A 22,755-nucleotide genomic window follows, 5' to 3' on the forward strand; every position below is an offset into this window, starting at 1 on the left:
CATGGCCGACACGATGCGCCAGCAGGTCCGGATTCCGGTGCCGCAGCAGCAACCGCGCAGCAGCGGCCCGGAAGGTCCCCCGCTGGTCTCCTACGTGCTCCCGGTCTTCAACGAGGTGGACGGCATCCGCCACTTCCACGAGGAGCTGGCCACCACCACCGCCACCCGGCCCGAGTTCGACTACGAGTTCGTCTACGTCAACGACGGCTCCGCGGACGGTTCGCTGGAAGTCCTGCGCGACATAGCGAAGAACGACCCGCGGGTGCGGGTGGTGGACTTCGCGCGCAACTACGGCCACCAGATCGCCATCACCGCCGGGCTGGACCACGCCCGCGGCGACGCGGTGATCGTGATGGACACCGACCTGCAGGACCCGCCGCAGGTCAGCCTGGAGCTGATCGACGCGTGGGTGGCGGGCGCGGAGATCGTGTCCGCGCGCCGCCGCACCCGCCAGGACACGCCGTTCAAGCGCGCCACCGCCGCCGGGTACTACCGGGTGCTGCGGCGCTGCGCCGAGGTCGACATCCCGGTGGACACCGGCGACTTCCGGCTGCTCAACCGCCGCGCCGCCGAGGAGCTGCGCGGGTTCCGCGAGCGCAGCCGGTTCATCCGCGGCATGGTCGCCTCGATGGGCTTCGAGCAGCACGAGGTGCTGTTCGACCGCGACGAGCGGGTCGCGGGCGAGACCAAGTACCCGATGCGCAAGATGCTGCGGCTCGCCGCCGACGGCGTCACCGGGTTCTCCACCGTTCCGCTCAAGATGATCACCCGGATGGGGTTCATCACCTTGGGGCTGGCGCTGCTCGGCATCATCTACGCGGTGACGCTACGGCTGTTCTTCCCCGCGGTGACGGTGTCCGGCTGGACCATGCTCATGGTCGCCATGCTGTTCCTCGGCGGGTTGCAGATGCTCTCGCTCGGGGTGATCGGCAGCTACGTCGGCCGCATCTACAGCGAGGTGCAGCAACGCCCGCTCTACATCGTGCGGGATGTGATCCGGCATGACGCGGACTGAACAGCGGGCACGGCCGCTGGTCAGCCCGGAGCTGCTGCGCTACGCGGCGATCGGCGCCAGCGGGGTGCTGCTGGACTACCTGCTGTTCCTGCTGCTGTACAACGCCTTCGGGCTGCACGAGCAGGTGGCCAACGTGATCAGCACGACCGCGGGCATCACCAACAACTTCGTGCTCAACGCGCTGTTCAACTTCCGCAAGCGGGACCGGATCCTGGTGCGCTTCCTGCGGTTCTACGCCGTCGGCGTGGCGGGCATCGGCCTGACGTTCGCGCTGCTGCAGGTCTTCTCCGGCTGGCTCGGCATCGACCCGAACCTGGTCAAAGCGGCGTCCCTGCCGATCGTCCTGATCGTCCAGTACACCATCAACAAGAAGTGGAGCTTCGGATGAGAGTCGGCATCGTCGGTGCTGGTGCGACCGGGTTGACCGCGGCATACGACGCGGTCAAGGCCGGGCACGACGTGACGGTGCTGGAGGCCTCCGCCGAGCTGGGCGGGCTGGCCGCGTCGATCGAGGTCGGCGGCACGCCGCTGGAGCGCTTCTACCACCACAGCTTCCGCACCGACCGGGCCATGATCGGGCTCGTCGAGGAGCTCGGGCTCGGCCACCTGCTGTGGTTCCACCGCCCCACCACCGGGGTCTACGTCGACGGGCGGCTGCACGACTTCGGCACCCCGCAGGAGATGCTGCGGTTCCCGGGCTTCTCGCTGCTGGACAAGTTCCGCTTCGGCGCGACGGCTGCGGCCTTGAAGGCGGTCCGCGGCGGGCAGCGGTTCAACTCGGTGCGGGCGCTGGAGTGGATGCGCCGCTGGGCCGGGCGGCGCGTCACCGAGAACATCTGGGAACCGCTGCTGGAGGGCAAGTTCGGCATCCACGCCGAGCAGATCTCGATGGCCTGGCTGTGGGCCAGGATCCACTACCGCACCTTCGAACTCGGTTACGTGCACGGCGGTTTCGAGCAGGTGTACCGCGCGCTGCTGGACGCGGTGACCGAGCGCGGCGGGAAGGTCGAGTTCGGCAAGCCGGTGGCCACCATCCGCCAGCCCGGCGCGACGGTCCTGGTCGGCGCCGGGGACGGCAGCAGCTACGAGTTCGACCGGGTGATCGTCACCGTCCCCCAGCCGGTGTTCGCCCAAGCGGCGGGCATCGAGAACGACGACGTGCTGTGGCGCAACCAGTACCTGGGAGCGACGTGCTTCATCCTGGAGTGCGACCGCAGCGTCATCCCGCACTACTGGCTGAACATCAACGACACGGCGTTCCCGTTCCTGGCGGTCGTGGAGCACACGAACATGGTCGATCCCGCCGAGTACGGCGGCAGGCACATCGTCTACGTCGGCAACTACGTGCCGCGCGACGACTGGCGCTTCAAGACCGACCCGGCCGAGCTGCTGGAGCGCTACGTGCCCTGGCTGCGCAAGCTGAACCCGGAGTTCGACCGCTCCTGGATCCGGAACTGGCACTTCTCCAAGGCGCCCTTCGCCCAGCCGATCGTGACGCCGGAGTACCGCTCGCTGATCCCCGGCCACCGCACGAAGATGCCCGGCGTGACCCTGGCGACGATGTCCCAGATCTACCCGCAGGACCGCGGCCAGTCCTACGCGATCGCCATGGCCCACGAGGTCACCGACCGCCTCGGCCTCAGCAACCGGCGCCCGTAGCGGATGGGCTGGCCACCTCTCGTGACCAGCCCGTCGCTCATTTCGGAAGCAACGGCGCCGGATCGACGGTCAGCTCTGCAGGAGCGCTGAGCTGCAATGCCATCGCGCTTTCCTCGACCGCCAGGTAATGCCCGTCCTTCAACGCGAACACGGCGATGCTCACCGGTTTGCCCAGATCAACGATCCAGTAGTTCGGAATCCCGGCCTCGGCGTATTCCGCGAACTTGGTGACGCGGTCGGTGCCGACGGATCCGGGTGAGACGACCTCAACAGCAAGCAGCACGTCCTGCGCGGGGTAGCGCGGTGGGCTTTCCCTGGCTCGCTCCACCGGGACGACGACAAGATCCGGGACCCGCACGATCGCCGGCCATTCCTTCCGCAACACCACTTCCATCCTTGGAAGGACGACGAGGTGTTCGGGCAGCTGGGTGCGCAACTGGTAACCGAGTTCCATCAGCGCCCACTGGTGGTCGGACACCGGCCGAGAGCTCACGCGCAGGACCCCTTCGTCGAGTTCAACGTGATGGCTGTTGTCCTCGGGAAGGGCGGCCCAGTCCTCCAGGGGACAGCAAACGGTCCGGCCATGCCACAGCGCTCATCGCGCCCTCCTTCTCAGGCCCGGTACCGGTACTCGACCATTCTGCCCTCATCACCCAACAGTGTCCCTGGTCAACGCCCCCGGTAAACACGAAAGCGCCCCCGGTCGGGGTGACCGAGGGCGCTGTTCGGGTTGCTCAGAGGTAGCAGACCCGGTGAGGTCCCATCGGGTTCTCCTCGTTCAGCGCTGGCGGGTCGGTCGGACGACGATCTCGTTCACGTCCACGTCATCGGGCTGGTCCAGGGCGTAGGACACCGCGCCGGCGATGGCGTCCGGTTCCATCGCGTGCTTCCGGTAGGTGCGCATCGCCGCCGCCGCTCCCGGATCTGTGATGGAGTCCGCGAGTTCGGAGGTGACCACGCCCGGCGAGATGGTCGTGACCCGGATCGCGGGGTCGGATTCCTGGCGCAGGCCCTCGGTGATCGCCCAGGCCGCGTACTTCGTGCCGGAGTACACGGCGCTCGTGGGCACCACCTGGTGCGCTCCGACGCTCGCGATCGTCACGAAGTGCCCGCTGCCCTGCGCGGTGAAGTGCGGCACCGCGGCGGCGATCCCGTGCAGCAGGCCGCGCACGTTGACGTCGATCATCCGGTCCCACTCGTCGACGAGCAGGCTGTCCAGGCGCGAGAGCGGCATGACGCCTGCGTTGTTGACCAGGACGTCGACGCGACCGAACCGCTCGCGGGCGAGCTCGACGAACGCGGCCACGTCCGCCCGGTCGGTGACGTCGAGCCGAACCGGGTGCAGGCTCCCGCCCGAGCGATGCGCCCGCGGTGCGGTGCGCTCGGCCAGCTCCTGCAACCGGCCTTCCCGTCGCGCACCCGCGACGACGTGGTGCCCGCTGCCGAGCAGGCGGGTGGCGATGGCCTCGCCGATCCCGCTGCTGGCCCCGGTGACGAGCACGATCTTCTGGTTGTGCGATTCGTCGGTCATGCTCACGACGATGTCCGGGCTCACCGGCTCGCGGGAGGCTGCGGCTCTCCTGGGAGCACTGCACCCACGACGGCCGCCGGTCGGCTCGCCTACGCTGCCGACGTGGGACCATCCGAACTCGGCGAGTACCTCAGCGGGCGGCGGGCGCGGCTCGGCCCGGACCAGGTGAACCTGCCCAGCACCGGCCCCCGCCGCGTTCCCGGGCTGCGGCGCGAGGAAGTCGCCCTGCTGGCCGGGGTGAGCGTCGACTACTACATCCGGCTCGAGCAGGGCCGGGAGCGGACGCCGTCGGCCCAGGTGGTCGATGCCCTGGCCACCGCGCTCCGCCTCGGCGAGGACGGCCGCCAGCACTTGTTCCGCCTGGCCGGGCTGAGCCCGCGCGCCCGCGCCGCCGCGGTGCCCGACCGGGTCGACCCGAGCCTGCTGGAGCTGATGTCCGCGTGGCCGCACAACCCGGCGATCGTCCACAACCGGGCGTTCGACGTGCTGGCGTCCAACGCGATCGCGGACGCGCTCTTCCACGACTGGACGCACTCGCGGAACCTGATGCACGTCGTGTTCACCGATCCGGCGGCGCGGACGTTCTACCGGGACTGGCGCGAGGTCGCCCGCAACTCCGTCGCGGGTTTCCGCCTCGGGCACGGCAAAGCTCCCGACGACCCGCGGATCCAGCAGGTGCTCGCGGAGCTGCTCGACGTCAGCTCCGCGTTCGCCGAGCTGTGGGGCAGCCACGACGCCCGCGGCAAAGCGCTGGAGCGCAAGGACTTCGAGCACCGCGACGTCGGACCGCTGACGCTGACCATGCAGACCTTCGACGTGCGATCCAGCCCAGGCCAGGAACTCGTCGTGTACCACGCCGAACCGGGCTCACCCAGCAGCGAAGCCCTGGCACTGCTCGGCACCCTCGCCGCGACGGGTCGGAGCACCTGAGCCGGGTACCCGTGAGTGCTTTGGGGCGCTATAGCACCCCAAAGCACTCACGGCACCTGGCCGGCATCAGGCCTCGTTGAGGCCTGGCCTGCCGTCCTCGATCACGAACGAGGCCAGGGTTTCCACCGGGGCTCCCGGCTTGGAGACGTACGGCAGGACCCGGTAGTCCGCGCGCAGCTCGTCCGGCGTGATCCTGGTGCTGATGTAGCCGCGCTGGTTGCTGTAGAGGCGGACGTGCGGGTTCTCCTTCAGGTAGGCCTTCTCCTTGTCCGTGAGCTTCGCCGAACCGTCGCCGCCGCTGGTGATCGACGTCGTGGTCAGCTCGGTGCCGACGATCTCGTCGCGGTGGTGGACGTCGTTGGCCCAGTGGGTGTGCACGTCGCCGGTCAGCACCACGGGGTTGCGCACCTTGGCCCGCTGCCAGCCCTGCACGACGCGCTCGCGGGAGCCGACGTAGCCGTCCCAGGCGTCCGGGTTGTAGCCCTTCTCCTCACCGCTGAGGTAGTCGATCTCGGCGAACATGACCTGCTGGCCGAGCACGTCCCAGCGGGCGTTGGACCGCTGCAGGCCCTTCAGCAACCAGCGCTCCTGCTCCGCGCCGGTGAGGCTGCGCTTCGGGTCGAGCCGCGCCGGGTCCTGGGTCGGGAACTTGTCGCCGCCCACCTGGTCGTCGCGGTACTGGCGGGTGTCGAGCATGTGGAAGTTGGCCAGCCGGCCCCACTGGACGCGGCGGTGCAGGCGCAGGTCGATGCCGCGCGGGATCTGCGCCCGGCGCAGCGGCATGTTCTCGTAGTACGCCTGGAAGGCGGCCTTGCGGCGCTCCAGGAAGTGCGGCTGCGGGATCTCCGGCTTCTCGTGGACCTCGTCGGCCCAGTTGTTGTCCACCTCGTGGTCGTCCCAGACCACGACCCACGGGGCCGCCGCGTGCGCGTGCTGGAGGTCCGGGTCGGCCTTGTACTGGGCGTGCCGCTGCCGGTAGTTCGCCAGCGTCTCGGTCTCCGGCCCGGCGTGGTCGCGCGGGTTGCCGCCGGGCGCCACGTAGACGCCCGCCTCGTACTCGTAGTTGTAGTCGCCCAGGTGCAGGACCAGGTCGGGGTGCTCGTCGGCGAGGTGGCGGTAGGCGGTGAAGTAGCCGTGCTCGTACTGCGCGCACGAGGCGAACGCCATGGACAGGCTGGTCAGCGCACCAGGCAGCGGCGCGGTGCGGGTGCGGCCGGTCGGCGACAGCGAACCCTCGGCGCGGAAGCGGTAGAAGTAGTCGCGGTCCGGGCGCAGGCCGGTCAGCTCGACGTGCACGCTGTGCCCCAGTTCCGGCGCGGCCTGCACCTCGCCGCGCTGCACGACGCGGGTGAACCGCTCGTCCTCGGCGACCTCCCACTGCACCGGGAGCGCCTTGCCCGGCATCCCGCCCATGCCGTCCTCGGCGAGCGGGTCGGCGGCCAGGCGGGTCCACAGCACCACGCCGTCGGGCGCGGGGTCACCGGAGGCGACGCCCAGGGTGAAGACCTCACCGCGGCGGGGCGAACCGGCTCCCGGCAGCGCGGCGACGGGCAGCGCGGCGGCAGTGGTCAGCGCTGCGGCGCCGGCGAGCGTTCCACCCAGCAGCACGCTGCGCCGCGAAAGGGAATCGGACACGAAGACCTCCATCGTTCGGGAAACGGGCTCAACCCTCACCCCGAGCGGTGAAGACGCGCTGCCATCCGGGTGATCGAGAAATGAACAAGCCGTCACCGCGCCGCCCCGGTGAACGCGAAAGCGCCCCCGGTCCGGGGACCGGGGGCGCTGTTCGGATCGATCAGAGGTAGAAGGCCAGGAAGAGGCAACCGGCCAGGACCAGGCCGAGGACCATCAGGACCTTGTCCTTCAGGACCACTTCTTCCGGTTCGCCCGCCACGCCCTTGTCGATGTCCACCGCGTAGCGCAGGATCGCCACCACCATCGGGACGATCGAGATCAGGCCCCAGCGGGACATCTCGAACTCGCGGATGTCGTAGGCCCACAGGGCGTAGGACATGATCGTGATCGCGGCCGCGATGGCCCACACGAACCGCAGGTAGGACGGCGAGTACGCCTTCAGCGACTTGCGGATCTTGGCGCCCGTCTCTGCCGCCAGCTTCACCTCGGCGTAGCGCTTGCCCGCCACCATGAACAGCGAGCCGAACGCGACGATCAGGTAGAACCACTGCGTGATCATCAGGCCGGCGGCGGCACCACCGGCGATGGCGCGCAGCAGGAAGCCGGACGCCACGATGCACAGGTCGATCACCGGCTGGTGCTTCAGGCCGAAGCAGTAGCCCAGCTGGACGGCGATGTAGACCGCCATCACCGCGAACAGCGACATGCTGGTCAGGCCCGAGATCAGCAGCGATCCGCCGAGCAGCAGCACGCACATCGCGTAGGCGATCGGCAGCGGGATCAGGCCCGCCGCGATCGGCCGGTTGCGCTTGGTCGGGTGCTGGCGGTCCGCCTCGACGTCGATCGCGTCGTTGACGAAGTAGATGCCGGAGGCAGCCATCGAGAACACGATGAACGCCACCACGGCGTGCCAGAGCACGGGCGGGTACAGGATCTGGCCCGCCGCGAACGGCACGGCCAGCACCAGGACGTTCTTTACCCACTGCTTGGGGCGGAGCTCCTTGATCAGGCCGGTGACCAGGCCCGCCGTGGTGCCCGCCTTCGCGGTGACCTTCGCGTGGTAGGCGTCCGAGGACTTGTCCTTGATGTCGTCGGACTTCTTCGGCTCGGGCTCCAGCACCTCGTCGCCGAACTCGGCACCGATGGTGCCCTCCGCGTCGGTCTCCACCTCGATGCGCCTGGCCTCGGCCCTCGCCTCGGCCTCAGACTCGGTCTTCGCCTCAGACTTGGCTTCGGTCTTCGCCTCGGACTTGGCTTCGGTCTTCGCCTCAGACTCGGTCTTGGCCTCGGCTTCAGTCTCGGTTTCGGCCTTGATCTCGGCCGCGTTCTCGGTCAACGCCTCGCCGACGCGGGCACCGTTGCTGCTGCCGTCGGCCTCGGCCGCATCGGTCTCGCCGGTGTCGGCCTCGGTTTGCTTGTTGTCAGCCACGGTTCCTCCGCCGTCTCATGAATCGCCGCACGCCCCACGCCACGGCACCGCCGAGCGCAGAACCGGCGACCACATCGCTCGGATAATGAACCCCCAGGACAAGGCGGCTGACCATCATCGGCGGCACCACCGCCGGGGTCAGCTTCTTGCCCGTCAACCCGCCGTAGAGCACCGCGGCGGCCGTCGTGGACGTCGCGTGCGAGGACGGGAAGCTCAGCTTGCTCGGCGTGCCGACCAGCACCTGCACCTCGGGGTCGGACGGCCGGCGGCGGCGCACCACGCGCTTGATCGCGATCGACGCTCCGTGCGCGACGGCGACCCCGGCGGCGGCGGTGAGCCACTCGCCGCGGCGCTCGCGGTCCACCAGCGCGCCGATCGCGCCGATCGCCAGCCAGCCGCCCGCGTGCTCGCCGAACAGCGACATCGCCCGAGCGGTCTTGACCACGGCTGGCTTGGCCAGCGCGCCCTGCACCTTGCGCAGCGCGACGGTTTCGGGTGTGACCGTCGCCGGTGCTTCGTCGGCGGATGCGGCGACTGCCTCTTCGGGACCGGTCGCCGTCGTCAGCTCTGCCACATCGTCTCCGGGTGGATCGGGGTCACTTCTGGTCGAAGGCCTGTTTCCAGGACTCCGGGCTGGTCAGCTCGGGCAGCGCCGCGCGGTAGACGGCGCACAGCCGGCTCCACTCCTGGCCGAGCCGCCGGTAGTTGGCCATGGCGCGCATGCCCAGCCGGCGGAACTCCTCCGGGTCGCGGCGCCGGAACGCCACCCCGCTGCCGTCGGCGTTGGACACCGTCGCGCTGTCGAGGTTGCCCAGCAGGAACCACCGGGCGCTGGCCGCGGGCACGTTCAGCTGCGGCCGCTCGCCGGCGTCCTTGGCCGGTTCCTTGAGGTTGTGCAGCAGCGCCTTGGAGGCGCGCGCCGCGATCACCGCCGGGTTCACCGGCGGCTTGAGCAGGCCTTCGGCCATGATCGGGTTCGCCGAGGGCGGCGGGAACTCGCGGGCCGACGGCAGCGTCTTGGCGTCGTCGTAGTCCTTGCGCAGCTCCCGGACCTCCGGCAGCGCCGAGCGGAGGCTGTCGAACAGGCCCTCCGGGCCCGCCATGAAGTCCTCCAGCGCCTTCTGCTGCACCGCGACCGTGGAGTACTCCATCGACAGCAGGTGCCGCAGGGTGAGCTTCAGGCCCTGCTTGATGATGTTGTTCTTGACCACGTCCGGGCTGTGCAGCGCGGCGAGGATCAGCCGGTTGCGGGTGTGGAAGTACGCCGTCCAGTCGGTGGCGTCGTTCTTGTCCGTCCACGGCATGTGCCAGATCGCCGCACCCGGCAGCGTCACCGTCGGGAACCCGCGCTCGCCCGCGCGCAGCGAGTACTCCGAGTCGTCGTGCTTGATGAACAGCGGCAGCGGCAGCCCGGTCTTCTCGATCACCTCGCGAGGGAACAGGCACATCCACCAGCCGTTGTAGGTGGAGTGGATGCGCTGGTGCAGCTTGGTGGTCTTGCGCAGCGGCTTCTTGGCGAAGTCGTGGTCGGTGACCGCGCCCGGCGCGGCCCGCCAGATGCCCTGGCCGAGGTCCACGACCTCGCCCATGGTGTGCAGCCGCGAGCGGGCCTGCAGGTTCAGCATCTGGCCGCCGACGATCACCGGGTTCGTCGCGGCGCGGGCGAAGGCGTTCGCCCGCAGGACGCCGTCCGGTTCCAGCGCGATGTCGTCGTCGATGACCATGACCTGGTCGGCGTCGGAGTTGTAGATGCCCTCGTACATCACGCGGCCGAAGCCGCCCGAGCCGCCGATGTTGTCCTGCTCGATGACGTGCAGCTTGTCGCCGATCCGGCGGGCCGCCTCGTCGAAGCCCTCGGTGTCGCGGATCTTCTGCGGGCCCTGGTCGGCCACGACGACCCGCTGCACGACCTCCATGACCTGCGGGTCCTCGCCCAGCGTCTGCAGGGCGAGCACGCAGTCGGCGGGCCGCATGGTGGTGGTGCCGATGACGACCTGTTGCTTGGGCAGCGGCACGTCGGTGGTCCAGGCCGCCTCGTCGATCTCCAGCGGCACGTCGTTGGTGAACAGGTCGAACCAGATCCACCCGCCGTCCTCGAACGGCGTCAGCGACACGCGGAACTCCAGCGACGTCCAGTCCTGGCTGTCCACCGGGGTGCCCTGCAGGTGGACGCTGTCGCCGTTGGCCTTCGAGCGGTAGACGTCGAGCCGACCGGCCCCCTTGACCTTCAGCCGCAGCACGACCTCGTCGACCTTGGTCCAACGCTTCCAGTAGCTGGCCGGGAACGCGTTGAAGTAGGAGGCCAGGGAGATCTTGCGGTGCGCGGGCACCAGCAGCCGGCGCCGCGACACGACGGTCGCGGCGCTGTCCAGCGACGCGGGCTCGTCGATGTACAGCGGGCGCACGTCCAGCGGGTCCTCACCGCGCGGGAACACCACGCGCTGCAGGACCTGCTGGGACGACACGTCGGCGGTACCGGAGCGCATCGACGTCACGTCGCTGATCTTGCTCTCCCCCGCGGCGGGAGAACGGTCCTCTCGGGGGGTCCGGTCGGTCACGTCAGTCCTCCAGCGAGCCGTCCAGCGAACGGCCCTCGGTGAAGTATGGAGCGATCTTGTTGTCGAACATGCTCAGCGCCGAGCCGATCGCCATGTGCATGTCCAGGTACTTGTAGGTGCCCAACCGCCCGCCGAAGACGACCTTGCGCTCCTTGGCCTCCTTCTTGGCCAGCTCGCGGTAGGCCTCCAGCTTGCGCCGGTCCTCCGGGGTGTTGATCGGGTAGTACGGCTCGTCCCCGCTCTCCGCGGACCGCGAGTACTCGCGGACGATGACCGTCTTGTCCTTCGGGTAGTAGTCCCGCTCCGGGTGGAAGTGCCGGAACTCGTGGATCCGGGTGTACGGGACCTCTTCGTCGGCGTAGTTCATCACCGACGTGCCCTGGTAGTCGCCGGTCTGCACGACCTCGGTCTCGAAGTCCAGGGTGCGCCAGCCCAGCTCGCCCTCGACGTACTCGAAGTAGCCGTCCAGCGGGCCCGTGTAGACCACCGGGACGTCGGTCGGCAGCTCGCCGCGCACGTCGAAGAAGTCGGTGTTCAGCCGGACCTCGATGTTGTCGTGCTCGGCCATCTTCTCCAGCCACGCGGTGTAGCCGTCGACCGGCAGGCCCTCGTAGCTGTCGTTGAAGTACCGGTTGTTGAAGTTGTAGCGGACCGGCAGGCGGCTGATGACGGCCGCGGGCAGCTCCTTGGGGTCGGTCTGCCACTGCTTGGCCGTGTAACCGCGCACGAACGCCTCGTACAGCGGGCGTCCGATCAGCGAGATGGCCTTCTCCTCGAGGTTCTGCGCGTCCGCAGTCTCGATCTCGGACGCCTGCTCGGCGACCAGCGCCTTGGCCTCGTCCGGCGTGAAGGCGCGTCCGAAGAACTGGCCGAGCAGGCCCAAGTTCATCGGGAAGGAGTAAATCTGGCCCTGGTGCTTGGTGAACACGCGGTGCTGGTAGTCCGTGAACTCGGTGAACTGGTTCACGTAGTCCCACACGCGCTTGTTCGAGGTGTGGAAGAGGTGCGCACCGTAGCGGTGCACCTCGATGCCTGTTTCGGGCTCCGCCTCCGAGTAGGCGTTGCCCCCGATGTGGTCACGACGGTCCAGCACCAGCACCCGCTTGTCCAGCTGGGTGGCGGCGCGCTCTGCGATCGTGAGGCCGAAGAATCCGGAACCAACAACGATCAGGTCATAGCCTGCGAAGCTCACAGCCGTCGAGGGTACTGGGGGCGAAACGCCGGCCCGAAACCGCGTTGACGTTCGCGGCTACGCATGGCTACAGGGCGTGGCGATATCGCCGCAAACGGCATTTTCTCGGCATTTTGAGCGTTCTGCTCTCACTCGCACCGGGCAAGAACAGCACTACGGATGGCAACTATTCGTCACTGCTAATACCTGTCGGGCGATCCGCCCGGCGTGTCGTGACCCGAGTAGCATCACGGATCGCATTCTGCTGCGCCCCGCTCCCACCGCTCGCGAGCGCGGGCACCGGATCCTGGGGTGGTGAGCATCGGGGTGACACGTGCTCGTGACGGGCGGCACCTGCTGGTCGCGGCGATCGTGCTGGAGATCCTCGCGATCTGGTTCGTGCACTGGATCGACACCCGCGGCTACATCGACACCGAGATCTACCGGCTCGGCGCCCGCGCCTGGCTGAACGGCTACGAGGTGTACGGCGACGACCTCACCCCGGAGTCGCCGGACTCGGGCACGCTGCCGTTCATCTACCCGCCGTTCGCCGTGCTGCTGTTCGTGCCGCTGACCTGGCTGTCCGGCGACACCGCGGTGGTGCTGGTGTCGGTGATCTCGCACCTGGCGATCCTGGTCACCGCGTACTCGCTGGCCCGCTCGTCGAGCTACCTCGCGCCGCGGGCCGGGCAGCTGGCGGTGGCCACCGCGCTGCTGCTGCCGTGGCTCACGCTGATCGAGCCGACGCGCGAGACGCTCAACTACGGGCAGATCAACCTGCTGCTGATGGGCCTGGTGGCGGCCGACTGCCTGCTGCCGCGCACCCGCTGGCCGCGCGGCCTGCTGGTCGGCATCGCGGCCGCGATCAAGCTGACGCCGCTCGGGTTCCTGCTGCTGTTCCTGCTGCGCCGCGACTTCCGCGCGATGGCGGTGACCGCCATCACGTTCGCCGCGACGGTGGTGATCGGGCTGATCGCGATGCCGAAGGACTCCGCGGACTGGTGGCTGGACTCGATGTTCTCCACCGGCGATTCCCTCGGCACCGTCTACGTGGGCAACATGACGCTGCGCAGCCTGATCGCCAAGCAGTCGGTGACCGGGTTCGAGCTCAACGCGCTGTGGGTGCTCGGCTCGCTGCTGCTGCTCGCGATGGCGGTGCTCGGCATGCGGTACGCGCTGCGGGTCGGCAACCTGCCACTGGCGGTGTGCCTGAACGCGGTGTGGATCCTGCTGGTGTCGCCGATCTCCTGGTCGCACCACTGGGTGTGGGCCGGGCCTGCGCTCGCGCTGCTGTTCGCGATGTCGTTGCGGCACCGCTGGTACGGGGTGCTGTTCACGGTGGTGCTGTGCGCGCTGACGGTGCTGATCGCGCCGCAGTGGTACCTGCCGAACACCGGGGACAAGGAACTGGCCTGGACGTTCTCGCAGCAGGTGGTCGGCAACTCCTACACGCTGATCGGCATCGGATTCCTGGTCGCCGCGGCGGTGGCCTACGCGCGGTTCCGGCCCGGTGCCGTCCGCGCACCGGCGCCCGTCGAAGTGCCACCGGCGGCCGCGCCCCAGCACTACCGCTGATCCGACGCTCCACCGGCGCGTCGTGCTCCCGACACACCGGTGTTTCCGCGATTTCAATGGAAATTCGACGTCCGGTTTCCATTGAAATCGCGTCAGCCCGGCGCCGACCGCGGCCGCGGAATCCGTGCTCACCGGAAGCCCGGACCAGTCCACTGGGGACGGCGGTCACCCGGACAGAGCAGTTGACCAGCGGCTGATCGGAGTCCACCGCATACTCGCTTCGGTCCACGAACCGGTTCCGGCCGACGGCCGGGGCCCTGCGCGGAAACGAGGTGCCGCATGCGTCGTCGGCTGGGATTCCCGATCGCGCTGCTGCTGGCCACGGCGGTGCTGCCCGCGGCCAGCGCCGCCGCCCCGGAGTCGAGCACCCGGATTCCGCTGCGCGACGCTCCGCTGGATCGCACCCAGACCCGCGAGGTCCGCACCTCGACGCCGTTCGACCTGGTCGGATTCGCCTGGGAGGGACCGGCACCGGACCAGGTCGAGGTCCGCACCCGCGGCTCCGGGGAGTGGAGCGAGTGGACGGAGCTGGAAGCCGAAGCGCGCGGCAGCGAACCGCTGTGGACCGGGCGGGCCGACACCGCGCAGGTGCGCGCCAGCCGCGGCGGCGCGGACGTGACCGGCGACCTCGAACTGATCGCGATCGACCCCGGCACCAGCTCCGCCACCGCCCCGGACACCCGGATCGCCGGGTCGCCGCCGGTCGTCGGGCGCGCGCAGTGGGGCGCCGACGAGAACCTGATGACCTGGCAGCCCGAGCCCACCCGGACCGAAGCCGTGATCGTGCACCACACCGCGGGCACCAACGACTACAGCTGCGCGCAGTCCGCCGACATCGTGCGGGCGATCTACCGCTACCACGCCGTCGAGCTGAAGTGGGGCGACATCGGCTACCACGCGCTGGTCGACAAGTGCGGCACCGTGTTCGAGGGCCGCGCGGGCGGGCTGCGCGGCGACGTCGTCGGCGGGCACGCGCGGGGCTTCAACCGCAACACCTTCGGCGTGTCGATGCTCGGCAACTACGACCTGGCCGCGCCGAGCGCCAAGACCGTCGAGTCGGTCGCTGAGATCAGCGCCTGGAAGCTGGGCACCGCGGGCGTGCCCGCCGACGGCCGGACCGAGCTGGTCGCCGAGCCGGCGAACAACTCGCACCACCCGGCCGGGGCCGAGGTCTCGCTGCCGACGATCTTCGGGCACCGCGACGTGAGCCGGACGGCCTGCCCCGGCCAGCGCGGCTACGAGAAGCTCGACCCGATCCGCTCCCGCGCGGCAGTCCTCCAGCAGCGCCACGCCCGGCCCTGAACCATCACCACCAGCGGTTCAGGAACTCGGCCACGCCGTCGTCGGTGTTGCTGGTGGTGACCTCGTCGGCCGCGGCCAGGGCCGCCGGGTGGGCGTTGCCCATCGCCACTCCGCGGCCCGCCCAGGACAGCATCGGGACGTCGTTGGGCATGTCGCCGAAGGCGATCACGTCGGCCTGGTCGACGCCGAGGTCGGCGGCCACCGCGGCCAGGCCGGTCGCCTTGTCCACCCCGGCCGCCGAGAGCTCGATCAGCCCCGACGACGTCGAGTAGGTCAGTTGCAGCTGGGAGCCGAGCACCGCGCCCGCCGCCTCCGCCATCTCCGCGCTCGTCATGTGCTCGTGCAGCACCAGCAGCTTGACCGCGGGCTTGCCGGTCAGCTCGTCGGTCCCGGCGACCCGGATGTCCGCGTTCGGCCACACCCGGCGGAAGTCGGCCTCGGCCAGGAACTGCTCGTGCGGCCGGTCGTGCGCGCCGTCGGTCGTGCGCTCCACCGCGAAGGCGCAGCCGGGCAGCTCGTGGCGCAGCTCGCGCACCACGTCGTGCAGCTCCAGGGCCTCGATCACGTGGCTCTGGAGCACCTGGTCGGCAGCGGCGTCGTAGAGCACCGCGCCGTTCGCGCACACCGCCACGCCGGCCACCCCGAGGCCGTCGACGACCATCGGCATCCAGCGCGGCGGTCGGCCGGTGACCAGCACGAACGGGGTACCCGAGGCGACCACCCGCTGCACCGTCCCGGCGGTTCGCGAGCTCACCCGCTCCATCGGGTCGAGCAGGGTTCCGTCCACGTCTGATGCCACCAGGCCGGGTTTGCGCACGCCGCCATCCTGCCTGGTGCGGGCGGGCGGACCCGCACCCAGCACCCGCCAACGCGATCCGCGCCACCGCGCATCACCTGATCGGGTCGATGGCGGTGGTGCTCGACCAGTACGGTCGACGTGTGCGAGTTGGGATCGTGATTCTGCCGGAGCACCGTTGGTGGGCCGCCGAGCCGCTGTGGCGGATGGCCGAGGAGTACGGCTTCGCCCACGCCTGGACCTACGACCACCTGGGCTGGCGGTCCCTTGTGGACAAGTCGTGGTTCGACGCGGTGCCGACCTTGACCGCGGCCGCGATGGTCACCTCGACCATCCGGCTGGGCACCCTGGTCGCCTCGCCGAACTTCCGGCACCCGGTGCACTTCGCGCGGGAGCTCACCGCGCTCGACGACATCTCCGACGGCCGGATCACGCTCGGCATCGGCGCGGGCAGCGCTGCCTTCGACAGCCGGGTGCTCGGCCAGCCGGAGCTGACGCCCGCCCAGCGCTCCGACCGGTTCGCCGAGTTCCTGGAGCTGCTGGACCGGATCCTCACCCACGACTCCACCGACTACTCGGGCACCTACTACTCCGCCGTGGAGGCCCGCAGGCACCCCGGCTGCGTGCAGCTGCCCCGGCTGCCGTTCGTGGTGGCCGCCAACAGCCCCCGCTCGATGCAGCTGGCCGCCCGGTACGGCAAGGGCTGGATCACCACCGGCCGCGCGCGGGAGGACCAGGAGACCTGGTGGCGGTCGGTCGCCGAGCTCTCGCTGCGGTTCGCCGAGTCGCTCGCCGAGCAGGGGCGGGACCCGGCGAAGGTCGACCGATACCTGCAGGCCGACGCCGGACCGGTGTTCTCGATGTCCAGTGTGGAGCACTTCCGCGACGTGGTGGGCCGCGCACGCGAGCTCGGCTTCACCGACGTGATCACCCACTGGCCGCGCGCCGACGGCCCTTACGCGGGCAAGGAGTCGACGGTCGAGGAGATCGCCTCGGAAGTCCTCCCGGAGATCTGATCAGACCTCACCGCGAAGCGAGCAGCGTCGCGCCGACCGCGAGGAACTCGGCGGGCGCGCCGCCCAAGGCCGAAAGGCGGTGCGGGACGCGGGCGCTGAAGCTGACGCTGTCCCCGGCCCGCAGCGTCGTCGCGCCCTGGTCGAAGTCCACGTGCAGCTGGCCGCTGAGCACGTAGAGCCAGTCGTGCCCCTCGTGCTTGACCGGGCGCACGCCCTCGCTGGTCGGGGAGATCCGGTAGCGCGCGGCGTAGAGGCCGGGGATCACCGCGCGCGGCGTCAGCACCTGCAGCGCCATGCCGTCGGTGTCGACCGTCGGGACCTCGTTGCCGCGCAACACCATCGCCGCCGGTCCCGGCCTGCCGTCGGTGAACAGCTGGGACAGGCCGACCTCCAGCGCGGTCGCCAGCCGGGCCAGCACGTCCAGCGCCGGTGTCAGCTCGCCCTGCTCGACGTTGACCAGGTGCGACACGTCGAGCTCCGCGCGGGCCGCGAGCTCGCCCTGGTCCAGCCCGCGGGCGGCCCGCAACCGGCGGATCCGGTCGCCCAGCCCGGCGAGAGCACGCGAACTACCAGGGTTGTCGGACACGTCGAACACCATAAGTCGGGCGCGGCGGGTTCGCTGCGATCGCGCGTGTGCCCCGATGCCCCGCCGGGTAACCGTGTTCGGCAGGAGGTGGTGGTGATGTCGGTTCGGGAGACAGTGCAGCGCCTGCTGGACGACGAGGGCACCACCTACGCCGCCGAAGCCGGGATCAAGCTGGAGAACAAGCCCGCCCCGCTGTACCGGCTGCTGGTGCTGGCGGTGCTGATGTCCACGCGGATCAAGGCGGAGCTGGCGGTGTCGGCGGCGCGGGAGCTCGGCGAGTTCGGCACGCCGCAGAAGATGTGCGACGCGACCTGGCAGCAGCGGGTGGACGCGCTCGACCGCGGGCGCTACGCCCGCTACGACGAGAGCACGTCGACGGCGCTCGGCAAGGGTGCTCAGCTGCTGATCGACCGCTACCACGGCGATCTGCGCCGGATGCGGGCGAAGGCGGACGGGGATCTGGACGTGCTGCGGGAGCTGCTCACCGAGGTGCCGCGGATCGGCCCGGTGGGCGCGGACATCTTCTGCCGCGAAGTGCAGCTGGTGTGGCCCGAGCTGCGGCCGTTCTTCGACGAGAAGGCCCTGGCCGGCGCGCGGAAGCTGGGCCTGCCGACCAAACCGGAACGGCTGGCCGAGCACGTCGAGGGCCACGACCTGGCGCGGCTGGCGGCAGCGCTGGTCCGGGCGTGAGCGGCGGTGCGCCCGACACGCCGACGGCGTGTCAGGCCGGGCGCCGGTTTTGCCGGAAACTGCCCCGGCGTTCCGGGCGCAGCAGCGTGCCAGTTTCCGGCAAAACCGCCGCTCACGAGCGGGAACCGCTACTTGGGTTCGAGGACCTCGCGGCCGCCGAGGAACGGGCGCAGGGCCACCGGGACCCGCACCGAACCGTCGGCCTGCTGGTGGTTCTCCAGGATCGCCACGATCCAGCGGGTGGTGGCCAGCGTGCCGTTGAGGGTGGCCGCGATGCGGGTACGGCCCTCCTCGTCGCGGTAGCGGGTGTTGAGCCGCCGCGCCTGGAACGTGGTGCAGTTCGAGGTGGAGGTCAGCTCGCGGTAGGTCTGCTGGCTGGGCACCCAGGCCTCGCAGTCGAACTTGCGGGCCGCGCTGGCGCCGAGGTCACCGGCCGCGGTGTCGATCACCCGGTAGGGCACCTCGATCTTGGCCAGCATGTCCTCCTCCCAGGCCAGCAGGCGCTGGTGCTCCTCCCGCGCGTCCTCCTCGCGGCAGTAGACGAACATCTCCAGCTTGTTGAACTGGTGCACGCGGATGATGCCGCGGGTGTCCTTGCCGTAGGAGCCCGCCTCGCGGCGGAAGCAGGTCGACCAGCCCGCGTAGCGCAGCGGACCGTCGGAGAAGTCCAGGATCTCGTCCGAGTGGTAGCCGGCCAGCGGCACCTCCGAGGTGCCGACCAGGTACAGGTCGTCGGCCTCCAGCCGGTAGACCTCGGTGGAGTGCGCGCCGAGGAAACCGGTGCCCTCCATGATCTCCGGCCGGACCAGCACCGGCGGCACGACCAGGCTGAACCCGCTGGCGGTCGCCTGCGCGGCCGCCATGTTCAGCAGCGCCAGCTCCAGCTGCGCGCCGATGCCGGTGAGGAAGTAGAACCGGGCGCCGGACACCTTCGCGCCGCGCTCCATGTCGAAGGCCCCGAGCGCGTTGCCCAGGTCGACGTGGTCCTTCACCTCGAAGTCGAACTCGCGCGGCACGCCGACGTGCTTGAGCACCGCGTAGTCGTCCTCGCCGCCCGGCGGGACGTCGGGCTCGACGATGTTCTGGACGGCCTTCTGCGCGCGCAGCAGCTCGTCGTCGGTCTCCGACTGCGCGGCCTCGGCCTCCTTGACCTGCGCGGAGAGCTCCTTGGCCTGGGCCAGCAGCGCATCGCGCTCCTCGCCCTTGGCCTTGCCGACCTTCTTGCCGAGCTGCTTCTGCTCGGCGCGCAGGTTGTCCGCGCGGGACACCGCGGACCTGCGACGCTCGTCGGCGGACAGCAGCGCGTCCACCAGGGACGCGTCTTCGCCCCGCGCACGCTGCGAAGCGCGCACGGCTTCCGGATCATCGCGTAGCGTCTTCAGGTCGATCACAGCTGGTCAGCGTAGTCCTACCGACCCGGCCTCCGACGCCTGGGTGGGCTTGTGGTCAATTTCGTACGAAATTGACCATCACCCGGGTGAACGTCAATTTCGTACGAAATTGACGCCCCGCCCCGCTCAGCTGGTGCCGGGGATGCGGTGCGGGACGAAGGCCGCGCCGTCGTCGGTGATCAGGCCCGCCGTCTCGCGGATGCCGAGGCCCGCCGAGGAGTCGCCGACCACCCAGGCACCGAGGGCCGGGCGCATCCCGTCGAACTCCGGCAGCGGGTCGAACGCCTGGTAGACGTAGCCCTCCTCGCCGTAGATGCCCGCCGTCTCGGTCTCCCAGCCCGGCGCCACCACGGAGATGTTGTTGCCCTCGCGGCCCAGCCGCGGCTTGCGGACGTACTCGGTGAGCAGACCCGGCTGGTCCAGGAACGTCGGCAGCAGGTTCGGGTGCCCGGGGTGCATCTCCCACAGGATCGCCAGCAGCGCCTTGTTGGACAGCAGCATCTTCCACAGCGGTTCGATCCACTGGGTGGCGGGCAGCGTGCTGACCGCGTGCTTGCCGAACTCGTCGTCGACCATCCACTCCCAGGGGTAGATCTTGACGACGGAGTTCATCGGCGCCTCTTCGAGGTCGACGAAGCGCTCCAGCAGGCTGTCCCAGCCGATCTCCTCGATCGCCAGGCCGACGGTGTCCAGCCCCGCCTCCGCCGCGGTCTCCTGCAGGTAGGCGGCGGTGATGTTGTCCTCACCGGTGGTGTCGGCCGACGACCAGGTGAAGTGCGCCTCGTTGGTCGCCAGCTGGTCCTTGATCTCGCCCCAGCGCTCCACCAGCTTCTCGTGGATGGAGTTCCACTGGTCGTCGCCCTCGTGGCACTCGGTCAGCCAGTGCCACTGCACGACCGCGGCCTCCAGCAGCGAGGTCGGCGTGTCGGCGTTGTACTCCAGCAGCTTGGCCGGGCCGGTGCCGTCGTAGCGCAGGTCGAACCGGCCGTAGAGGTGCGGGTCGCTGCGCTTCCAGGACTCGGCGATCTTCGGCCACACCCACTCCGGGATGCCGAAGTCCTTGTAGCGCTCGGTGGTGACCACGTGGTCCACCGCGTCCAGGCACATCGAGTGCAGCAGCTCGACGTCGGCCTCCAGGGAGAGCACCTCGTCGAGGCTGAACTCGTAGTGCACGCCCTCGTCCCAGTAGGGCCTCGCCGAGCCGTCCGCCGCGCGGGCGGGCGTGCCGAAGACGAGCCCCAGCTCCTCGACCTTGGCCTGCCAGTCCGGCCGCCGTTCGGTAGTCCTGCGTCGCACCCGTCAGCTCCCGCTGCTGCCGCTCTTGTTGTTGATGCCGAAGCCACCGCGCTGGATGGTCTTGCCGCTGGTGTCCTTGATGGTGGACCCGGACGGCTTGGTGAAGGACGATCCGCTCGCCGGCGACCCCACCGGCGGCGCCGACACACCGGCGGGCGTGTAGGCGTAGCGGTAGGAGGCCTGCCCCATGCCACCACCGGGCAGGAAGATCGGCATGAAGAACATGCCGCCGCTGACGTGACCGCCGTGGCTCTGCACGTAAGCCGGGTCGCAGAACTGGTCCTCGTCCCGGACGCCCGGCTGGCCGGACTGGTCGGTCGCGCAGTACTGCTCGCTGGCATTGGCCTCGTTGCTGACCTCGGACGCCGAGTACATCGCGGCGACCAGCGCCACGACGCCGACCGTCACGCCGCCGCCGATCATCACCCGGCGGCGCTTCTGGCTCTTCTGCTCCGCGGCCTGGAGCTCGGCGCGTTCCTTCTCCTCGCGGCGCTTCTCCGCCGCGATCCGGGCGCGCTGCTCCGCTAGCGTCGGTTCGCGCGGGGTCGTGCTCTCGGCATCCTGGTGCCGGATCTGACCACGCGCCGGTCCCGCCGTCGGCTGCTCGGGCTGCTGCGGAGGGTTCGGCGGCGTTCCCCCACCCGACTGCTCGTCTGCCACTGGCTTGCCATCTTCCGTCATAGCCCCACTCCCGGAAGCAACATTACCTACCGAGCTGACGGCCCCGGCAACGAATCGGTTCCGAAGCAGCCGCAGGTAACCGCGCAACGCGATGTCGAACCAGGCATCATGTCCTCGATGGCCGCGCCCGATGCACCCCAGAGTCCCAGCCGGAAGAAGCCCAACACCCGGCTCGTGATGATCTGCGCCGTGCTCGGCGCGCTGCTGGTCCTGGTGGTCAGCGCGCTGCTGAACTGGCCGACCGGCGGGTCCTCGCGCAGCGGCGGGCCCAACCAGCTCGGCGAGTCCCCGGCACCGAAGGTGGTGTTCAGCGCACCGCCGGGCAGCTGCCTGAACTGGGCCGAACCCGATGCCTCGGACATCCGCCAGGTGACCTGCGCCGAACCGCACCTGTTCGAGGTCACCGGGACCGCCGACCTGGGCCCCGAGTTCGGCCCGCAGGCCCCGTTCCCGAACACCGAGCAGTGGCAGGAGCTCAAGCAGGAGCGCTGCGTGGAGGTCTCCACCGGCTTCCTGTCCGGCCGGTTCGACCCCAACGGCCGGTTCAGCGTCGGCGCCTTCACGCCCAGCGAGGACGGCTGGGCCGACGGCGACCGGAAGCTGCACTGCGGCCTCCAGCAGCCCGGCCCGTCCGGCAAGCTCTACCCGATCACCGGCAGCGCCTCGACGATGGACCAGTCCAACACCTACCCGGAGGGCCGCTGCCTGGGCGTCAACGGCACCGCGGTGTGGGACCCGGTGGACTGCGCGCGGCCGCACTCGGTGGAGATCACCGGCGTGGTCGACCTCGCCGAGCAGTTCCCCGGCGGCTTCCCGGAGGAGAAGGCCCAGGACGACTTCCTGTTCGGCCGGTGCGAGGAGATGACCGGCCGCTACGCGGGCGGCCCGACGGTGGCCAAGGACAAGGGCCTGGTCGTCTACTGGGACACCCTCCCGCAGGAGAGCTGGGACGCCGGATCGCGGCAGGTCAACTGCAAGGTGAGCGCGCAGTTGCCGGACGGCAGCGGGCTGGCGCCGGTGACCGGCAGCGTCAAGGGCGAGGTGCGCGTCGGCACCGAGCCCGCGCCGCGCGCCACCGCTCCCGGCGAGCCCGGCGCACCCGCCACCGAGCCGCGCTGAGCTGGTAGAACGGGTCCATGCCGGTGGAGATGACCCGCGCCCGGTTCGAGGAGCTCGTCGCGGACGCGCTGGATCTGCTGCCCGCGGAGTTCGCGGCCGCGATGAACAACGTCGTGGTCCTGGTCGAGGACGCCAATCCCGAGGACCCGACGCTGCTCGGGCTGTACGAGGGCATCGCGCTGACCGAGCGCGACAGCACCTACGCCGGGGTCATGCCGGACCGGATCTCGATCTACCGCGAACCGCTGCTGGAGATGTGCGCCGACGAGGAGGAGCTGGTCGACGAGATCGCGGTGACGGTGATCCACGAGATCGCCCACCACTTCGGCATCGACGACGACAAGCTCCACGCCCTCGGCTGGGGCTAGCAGCCGG

General features: G+C 70.0%; 22 protein-coding genes. 10 read left to right on the top strand and 12 right to left on the bottom strand.

Features of this window, described 5'->3' with window-relative positions:
* The first annotated feature begins 1 nt into the window (after position 1).
* From OU416_RS18160 to OU416_RS18170, 3 genes are read left to right on the top strand one after another with little or no spacing between them, the layout of a single operon-like run.
* On the top strand, positions 2–1,015 hold the full coding sequence (locus OU416_RS18160; protein WP_270928169.1) for a glycosyltransferase family 2 protein: 1,014 nt from the start codon (positions 2–4) through the stop codon (positions 1,013–1,015).
* The gene (locus OU416_RS18165) at positions 1,002–1,403 is read left to right on the top strand and encodes a GtrA family protein (protein WP_270928170.1); all 402 of its coding nucleotides are present in this window, start codon (positions 1,002–1,004) and stop codon (positions 1,401–1,403) included. The genes OU416_RS18160 and OU416_RS18165 overlap by 14 nt, the downstream gene beginning before the upstream one ends.
* On the top strand, positions 1,400–2,674 hold the full coding sequence (locus tag OU416_RS18170; RefSeq protein ID WP_270928171.1) for an NAD(P)/FAD-dependent oxidoreductase: 1,275 nt from the start codon (positions 1,400–1,402) through the stop codon (positions 2,672–2,674). Before OU416_RS18165 ends, OU416_RS18170 begins: the two co-directional genes overlap by 4 nt.
* A gap of 37 nt (positions 2,675–2,711) precedes the next feature.
* On the opposite strand, the gene OU416_RS18175 is transcribed toward OU416_RS18170, so the two are convergent.
* Entirely contained in the window at positions 2,712–3,266 is a 555-nt protein-coding gene (locus OU416_RS18175; RefSeq protein WP_333779644.1) for a Uma2 family endonuclease, read from the bottom strand.
* 186 nt (positions 3,267–3,452) lie between these two features.
* Entirely contained in the window at positions 3,453–4,205 is a 753-nt protein-coding gene (locus OU416_RS18180; protein WP_270928172.1) for an SDR family oxidoreductase, read from the bottom strand.
* Positions 4,206–4,307: 102 nt separating this feature from the next.
* On the opposite strand from OU416_RS18180, the gene OU416_RS18185 reads away from it, so the two are divergent.
* The gene (locus OU416_RS18185; RefSeq protein WP_270928173.1) at positions 4,308–5,135 is read left to right on the top strand and encodes a helix-turn-helix transcriptional regulator; all 828 of its coding nucleotides are present in this window, start codon (positions 4,308–4,310) and stop codon (positions 5,133–5,135) included.
* A 66-nt stretch (positions 5,136–5,201) separates the two neighbouring features.
* Here the strand turns inward: OU416_RS18185 and OU416_RS18190 are convergent, their stop codons facing one another.
* The 5 genes from OU416_RS18190 to glf all read right to left on the bottom strand — a co-directional run bounded on the left by OU416_RS18190 (position 5,202) and on the right by glf (position 11,949).
* The gene (locus tag OU416_RS18190; RefSeq protein ID WP_334270873.1) at positions 5,202–6,782 is read right to left on the bottom strand and encodes an alkaline phosphatase D family protein; all 1,581 of its coding nucleotides are present in this window, start codon (positions 6,780–6,782) and stop codon (positions 5,202–5,204) included.
* Between the two features lie 148 nt (positions 6,783–6,930).
* Complete coding sequence (locus tag OU416_RS18195; RefSeq protein ID WP_372907127.1) at positions 6,931–7,890, bottom strand: decaprenyl-phosphate phosphoribosyltransferase; 960 nt, start codon at positions 7,888–7,890, stop codon at positions 6,931–6,933.
* Between the two features lie 301 nt (positions 7,891–8,191).
* Positions 8,192–8,773: a phosphatase PAP2 family protein gene (locus tag OU416_RS18200; protein WP_372907126.1), complete on the bottom strand. Its 582-nt coding sequence runs from the start codon at positions 8,771–8,773 to the stop codon at positions 8,192–8,194.
* 22 nt (positions 8,774–8,795) lie between these two features.
* Positions 8,796–10,757 (bottom strand): glycosyltransferase, encoded by a 1,962-nt coding sequence (locus tag OU416_RS18205; RefSeq protein ID WP_270928175.1) that lies wholly within the window; start codon positions 10,755–10,757, stop codon positions 8,796–8,798.
* 1 nt (position 10,758) lies between these two features.
* Positions 10,759–11,949 carry a UDP-galactopyranose mutase gene (gene glf / locus OU416_RS18210; protein WP_270928176.1) on the bottom strand — a complete coding sequence of 397 codons (1,191 nt, stop codon included), beginning with the start codon at positions 11,947–11,949 and terminating at the stop codon, positions 10,759–10,761.
* Positions 11,950–12,243: 294 nt separating this feature from the next.
* Between glf and OU416_RS18215 the strand changes: the two genes are divergently transcribed.
* Positions 12,244–13,503, top strand: a complete 1,260-nt coding sequence (locus tag OU416_RS18215) for a glycosyltransferase 87 family protein (protein ID WP_270928177.1) — start codon at positions 12,244–12,246, stop codon at positions 13,501–13,503.
* 279 nt (positions 13,504–13,782) lie between these two features.
* Entirely contained in the window at positions 13,783–14,805 is a 1,023-nt protein-coding gene (locus OU416_RS18220) for a peptidoglycan recognition protein family protein (RefSeq protein WP_270928178.1), read from the top strand.
* Between the two features lie 4 nt (positions 14,806–14,809).
* Here the strand turns inward: OU416_RS18220 and OU416_RS18225 are convergent, their stop codons facing one another.
* The gene (locus OU416_RS18225; protein WP_270928179.1) at positions 14,810–15,622 is read right to left on the bottom strand and encodes an HAD family hydrolase; all 813 of its coding nucleotides are present in this window, start codon (positions 15,620–15,622) and stop codon (positions 14,810–14,812) included.
* Positions 15,623–15,744: 122 nt separating this feature from the next.
* On the opposite strand from OU416_RS18225, the gene OU416_RS18230 reads away from it, so the two are divergent.
* Positions 15,745–16,617: an LLM class flavin-dependent oxidoreductase gene (locus OU416_RS18230; protein ID WP_270928180.1), complete on the top strand. Its 873-nt coding sequence runs from the start codon at positions 15,745–15,747 to the stop codon at positions 16,615–16,617.
* Positions 16,618–16,624: 7 nt separating this feature from the next.
* On the opposite strand, the gene OU416_RS18235 is transcribed toward OU416_RS18230, so the two are convergent.
* Positions 16,625–17,203: a helix-turn-helix domain-containing protein gene (locus tag OU416_RS18235; RefSeq protein ID WP_270928181.1), complete on the bottom strand. Its 579-nt coding sequence runs from the start codon at positions 17,201–17,203 to the stop codon at positions 16,625–16,627.
* A 96-nt stretch (positions 17,204–17,299) separates the two neighbouring features.
* On the opposite strand from OU416_RS18235, the gene OU416_RS18240 reads away from it, so the two are divergent.
* On the top strand, positions 17,300–17,893 hold the full coding sequence (locus OU416_RS18240) for an endonuclease (RefSeq protein WP_270928182.1): 594 nt from the start codon (positions 17,300–17,302) through the stop codon (positions 17,891–17,893).
* Between the two features lie 128 nt (positions 17,894–18,021).
* Here the strand turns inward: OU416_RS18240 and serS are convergent, their stop codons facing one another.
* The 3 genes from serS to OU416_RS18255 form a co-directional block, all read right to left on the bottom strand.
* The gene (gene serS, locus OU416_RS18245) at positions 18,022–19,284 is read right to left on the bottom strand and encodes a serine--tRNA ligase (RefSeq protein ID WP_270928183.1); all 1,263 of its coding nucleotides are present in this window, start codon (positions 19,282–19,284) and stop codon (positions 18,022–18,024) included.
* A gap of 126 nt (positions 19,285–19,410) precedes the next feature.
* On the bottom strand, positions 19,411–20,580 hold the full coding sequence (locus tag OU416_RS18250; protein ID WP_270928184.1) for a glutathionylspermidine synthase family protein: 1,170 nt from the start codon (positions 20,578–20,580) through the stop codon (positions 19,411–19,413).
* A 3-nt stretch (positions 20,581–20,583) separates the two neighbouring features.
* A complete protein-coding gene (locus OU416_RS18255; protein ID WP_270928185.1) occupies positions 20,584–21,240 on the bottom strand; it encodes a hypothetical protein in 657 nt (218 codons plus the stop codon).
* 138 nt (positions 21,241–21,378) lie between these two features.
* Here OU416_RS18255 and OU416_RS18260 point away from each other — a divergent pair, with 138 nt between their 5' ends.
* Together OU416_RS18260 and OU416_RS18265 are read left to right on the top strand one after the other, a co-directional pair.
* Positions 21,379–22,380, top strand: coding sequence for a septum formation family protein (locus OU416_RS18260; protein ID WP_270928186.1), 1,002 nt, complete (start codon positions 21,379–21,381; stop codon positions 22,378–22,380).
* A 17-nt stretch (positions 22,381–22,397) separates the two neighbouring features.
* Complete coding sequence (locus tag OU416_RS18265) at positions 22,398–22,748, top strand: metallopeptidase family protein (RefSeq protein WP_270928187.1); 351 nt, start codon at positions 22,398–22,400, stop codon at positions 22,746–22,748.
* Positions 22,749–22,755: the final 7 nt, after the last annotated feature.

Source organism: Saccharopolyspora indica (genome assembly GCF_027853965.1).
Classification (GTDB): domain Bacteria; phylum Actinomycetota; class Actinomycetes; order Mycobacteriales; family Pseudonocardiaceae; genus Saccharopolyspora; species Saccharopolyspora indica.

Excerpts from the sequence above, each read along its gene's own strand:
- OU416_RS18265 (WP_270928187.1), top strand. The coding sequence starts at position 22,398 with ATGCCGGTGGAGATGACCCGCGCCCGGTTCGAGGAGCTCGTCGCGGAC.
- OU416_RS18165 (WP_270928170.1), top strand. The coding sequence starts at position 1,002 with ATGACGCGGACTGAACAGCGGGCACGGCCGCTGGTCAGCCCGGAGCTG.
- OU416_RS18220 (WP_270928178.1), top strand. The coding sequence starts at position 13,783 with ATGCGTCGTCGGCTGGGATTCCCGATCGCGCTGCTGCTGGCCACGGCG.
- OU416_RS18240 (WP_270928182.1), top strand. The coding sequence starts at position 17,300 with ATGTCGGTTCGGGAGACAGTGCAGCGCCTGCTGGACGACGAGGGCACC.
- OU416_RS18190 (WP_334270873.1), bottom strand. The coding sequence starts at position 6,782 with ATGGAGGTCTTCGTGTCCGATTCCCTTTCGCGGCGCAGCGTGCTGCTG.
- OU416_RS18170 (WP_270928171.1), top strand. The coding sequence starts at position 1,400 with ATGAGAGTCGGCATCGTCGGTGCTGGTGCGACCGGGTTGACCGCGGCA.
- OU416_RS18260 (WP_270928186.1), top strand. The coding sequence starts at position 21,379 with ATGGCCGCGCCCGATGCACCCCAGAGTCCCAGCCGGAAGAAGCCCAAC.
- OU416_RS18160 (WP_270928169.1), top strand. The coding sequence starts at position 2 with ATGGCCGACACGATGCGCCAGCAGGTCCGGATTCCGGTGCCGCAGCAG.
- OU416_RS18180 (WP_270928172.1), bottom strand. The coding sequence starts at position 4,205 with ATGACCGACGAATCGCACAACCAGAAGATCGTGCTCGTCACCGGGGCC.